Source organism: Kitasatospora sp. NPDC127116 (assembly GCF_042677365.1).
Classification (GTDB): Bacteria; Actinomycetota; Actinomycetes; order Streptomycetales; family Streptomycetaceae; genus Kitasatospora; species Kitasatospora lactacystinica.
In genome coordinates this window covers 1-3118 of sequence record NZ_JBHXTL010000116.1, presented here as the reverse complement: position 1 = coordinate 3118, position 3118 = coordinate 1, and the positions used below count along the sequence as shown (strand labels likewise).

Genomic DNA, 3118 nt, shown 5'->3' with positions numbered 1-3118 from the left:
CTCAACCCGTTGCGTTTTATTTTCTTTTTTTTTTTATCCTCAAACAACATTCGGGGGGCGGTGGGTTTGCCCAACCCCCCCCGCCCCGACCGGAGTTGGCGCTGATGACCCATCAGGGAATGATGTGGCGGTCTTTCAGCCGCGGTGCACGGTGATGGTGGTCCAGGCGCCGATGTGGATCCGGTCGCCGTCGTTCAGCGGGATCGCGGTGTGCGGGGTGATCGGCTCCGCGCCGCCGTTCACGGTGGTGCCGTTGGTCGAGTCCTGGTCGACCAGGACCCAGCTGCCGTCCGCCTGTTCGGCGAGCAGCGCGTGCTGGTGCGAGGCGCCCGGGTCCTCCGGCGGGACGGACAGGTCGATCTCCGGCACCGTGCCGCGGTGCTGGCTGCGCCGTCCGATCCGCAGCTGGCCGCGGCCGGTCAGCGGGATCCGGCGCTCGGGGCAGTACGGCGGGAAGAACAGGCCGGCCGCCTCGGGGCCGCTGCGGGCCATCATCTCGGTGAAGTAGTCCCGGTCGGCCGCGACCACGGCGATCCAGTTGGTCCGCACCGGCTCGGCCGGGGCGGGTTCCCGGGGTTGCTGCGGCTGTGCCTGCTGCGCCTGCTGCGGCGGGGCCAGGTTGAAGGAGGTGCCGAAGTCGCCGCCGCGGCTGTTCGGGCCGGGGCCGGCCGGGTGGGCGTAGACCGGGCCGGAGTCCTCGCGCACGGAGGTGTCGGGGAACGCGCCCTCCGGCGCGGGCCCCTCGCCCCCGGCGTGGTGGCCGGGAGGTGCCGTCGGCCCGGTGCCGGGCTGGGCGGGCGGGTAGCCGTAGGTGTGCGGGTGTGCGGGGGCCTGCGGCTGCTGCTGGACGGGCGGCGCGACGGCCTGCTGGGCGGCCGGCGGCTGTCCGAACGGTGACTCTCCGAACGGGGGCTGGCCGGCGGGGGCGTGACCGAACGGCGGCTGCTCGAACGGCGGCTGGCCGGCGGGGGCGTGACCGAACGGCGGCTGGCCGGCCGGGGCGTGACCGGGCGGGGCCTGCGGCGGGGTGCCGCCGTAGGCCGCCGGGATGTTCAGCGGCGGCTGCTGGGCCGGGCCGGGCGGGAGGTGGCCGGCGCCGGGCGCCTGGCGGCGCGAGGGCGTGGAGAGCTCGTAGTCGTAGCCGCACTCCTCGCAGAACCGTCCGGTCTGCGGGCTGCGGCAGATCGGGCAGACGGCCAGGCCCGCGGTGAGGCCCTGCGGCCCGGCCTGGGGCTGGACGGCCCCGTGCGGGGGCGGGGGCACCATGCCCGGGGGCGGCAGGGGTGCCCCGGGCGGCGGGACGGCTCCCGGGGGAACGGCCCCCGGCGGCATCGGCGGCGGAGGCGGCGGAGCGCCGAAGGACGCGCCGCCGTACCCCGGGTGGTGTCCGGCGTGCGCGCCGGGCGCGGGGTCGGCCCCGGGCGCCCCCGGGTAGCCTCCGTGCGCCCCCGGCGTGGGGGCCGGCGGAGTCATCGGGAAGCCGCAGAAGTCGCACCAGTCCTCGGCCTGCGACTCGTGGCCCCTCGGGCAGATCGGCATCAGGTCCCCCTCGTTTCGGGCCGGCTCGGTGCGGCGTCGCGCCGGGGTGCCGGCCCGGTCACGTCTTCAGCGGTCACTTCTTCACACGTACCGTCTTGGTCGACCGGGTCTCAAGGGTCATCGAGTCGGCCTCGCTCACGTTCTTACGGAACCGAACCGTACCCTCCTTCGGGTCCACCACGTCCACCACCTTCTGGAGCAGCTTGTAGGTGCCCTCGTTCCCGGTCGCGTGGGCGATCCGGACGGCCGCGCCCAGCTTGGCGGTCGCGCGGTCGACGTCCCCGGCCCGGTGGGCCTCCAGGCCCTCCTGGATGGAGGAGGCGAGCTCGGCCTGCCCGGTGTAGTGGGCGACCTGCGGGCTGATCCGGGTGGAGGAGGCCAGGTCGTCGGTCCAGACCGCCTTGACCAGGCCCTGGGTGAGCACCTCCGGGGTGCCGCCGGCGACCTGGTCGGGCAGCACCAGGCTGATCCGGGCGGCCAGCATCTCGTTGCCGACCGAGGCGGCCGGCACCTCGACGCAGACGTGGTAGTCGCGGCTCTCGTCGCCCCAGGAGCCGGTGGGGTAGTCGCCGGCCCGGGGCCCGGCCTCGGTGCGGCGGGAGGTCAGGTCCTCGACCGCGGGGGCGACCTGCTTGACGAACCTGACCGTGGCGTTGGCCGGGGTCCAGATCCGCAGGGCGACGTCGGCGACCTGCTTGCCCATCGCCCCGGCCATCATCGAGCGGAAGTCCTCGGCCAGGCCGGAGGGTTCGGCGACGATGTCGGTGGTGCCGAGCAGCGCCGAGGAGATCCTGCGCAGCTCGTCGATCCGCCAGTCGGTGCCCACGCCGCGGCAGTCGGCGGTGAAGTGGCCGGTCACCAGTTCGATGGTGCGGGCCAGGTCCTCGGCGGACTCGTGCTCGTTGTTGCCGTCGGTGAGCAGGACGGCGTGCCGGATGGCGATGTCGCGGCGGGTGAGGAAGAGCTTGTCGGCCTTGGCCAGCCAGGTGCCCATCGCGGTGCCGCCGGCGGCGGTGAGCCGGCGCAGCGACTCCTTGGCCTGCCCGCGGGTGGTGGCGGAGGCGATGGCGAGGGTGCCGTCGCCGGGGTAGATGTCGCGGGCCTCGTGGGTGCCGGCGACCACGGCGAAGGCGGTGCCGTCGCGCAGCGCGTCGATGGCGGCGGCGGTGGCCTCGCGGGCGCCGTTGATCTTGCTCTTGGGGTAGTCCATCGAGCCCGAGCAGTCCACCAGGACGACCACGGCGGCCGCGGCGCCGGTGCCCGCCGGGGCGGCGTCGGCGAAGCCGAGCGGCCGGCCGCCGGAGGTGCCGCCGCCGGTCGCGGTGACGGTGACGATGGCGTTGACCTCGCGGGCGCCGTCGGCCAGGTACTCGTTCTGGAAGATCTCCACGTTGAACCTGGGCAGGTTCGGCTTCGCCAGTGTTGCCATGGGGCGGTCGGCTCCCGTCGGGTGAGGGGTGGACGTGCTCAGGACGGTGGGGCGGGCCGCAGGGGGGGCCCGGGGGGCGGGCAGTCGTGGCGGAACGCGGGTGTTCGGGGAGGCCGTAGGGTGGTTCGGGGGGGTCGGCGGGAAGGGCGG

General features: G+C 75.0%; 2 protein-coding genes. Both read right to left on the bottom strand.

What is annotated here, in order from left to right:
- Positions 1–135 precede the first annotated feature (135 nt).
- Positions 136–1266 (bottom strand): FHA domain-containing protein, encoded by a 1131-nt coding sequence (locus ACFVHV_RS33670; RefSeq protein ID WP_380356346.1) that lies wholly within the window; start codon positions 1264–1266, stop codon positions 136–138.
- A 346-nt stretch (positions 1267–1612) separates the two neighbouring features.
- On the bottom strand, positions 1613–2968 hold the full coding sequence (locus ACFVHV_RS33665; protein WP_359906657.1) for a VWA domain-containing protein: 1356 nt from the start codon (positions 2966–2968) through the stop codon (positions 1613–1615).
- Positions 2969–3118: the final 150 nt, after the last annotated feature.

Excerpts from the sequence above, each read along its gene's own strand:
- ACFVHV_RS33665 (WP_359906657.1), bottom strand. The coding sequence starts at position 2,968 with ATGGCAACACTGGCGAAGCCGAACCTGCCCAGGTTCAACGTGGAGATC.
- ACFVHV_RS33670 (WP_380356346.1), bottom strand. The coding sequence starts at position 1,266 with ATGGTGCCCCCGCCCCCGCACGGGGCCGTCCAGCCCCAGGCCGGGCCG.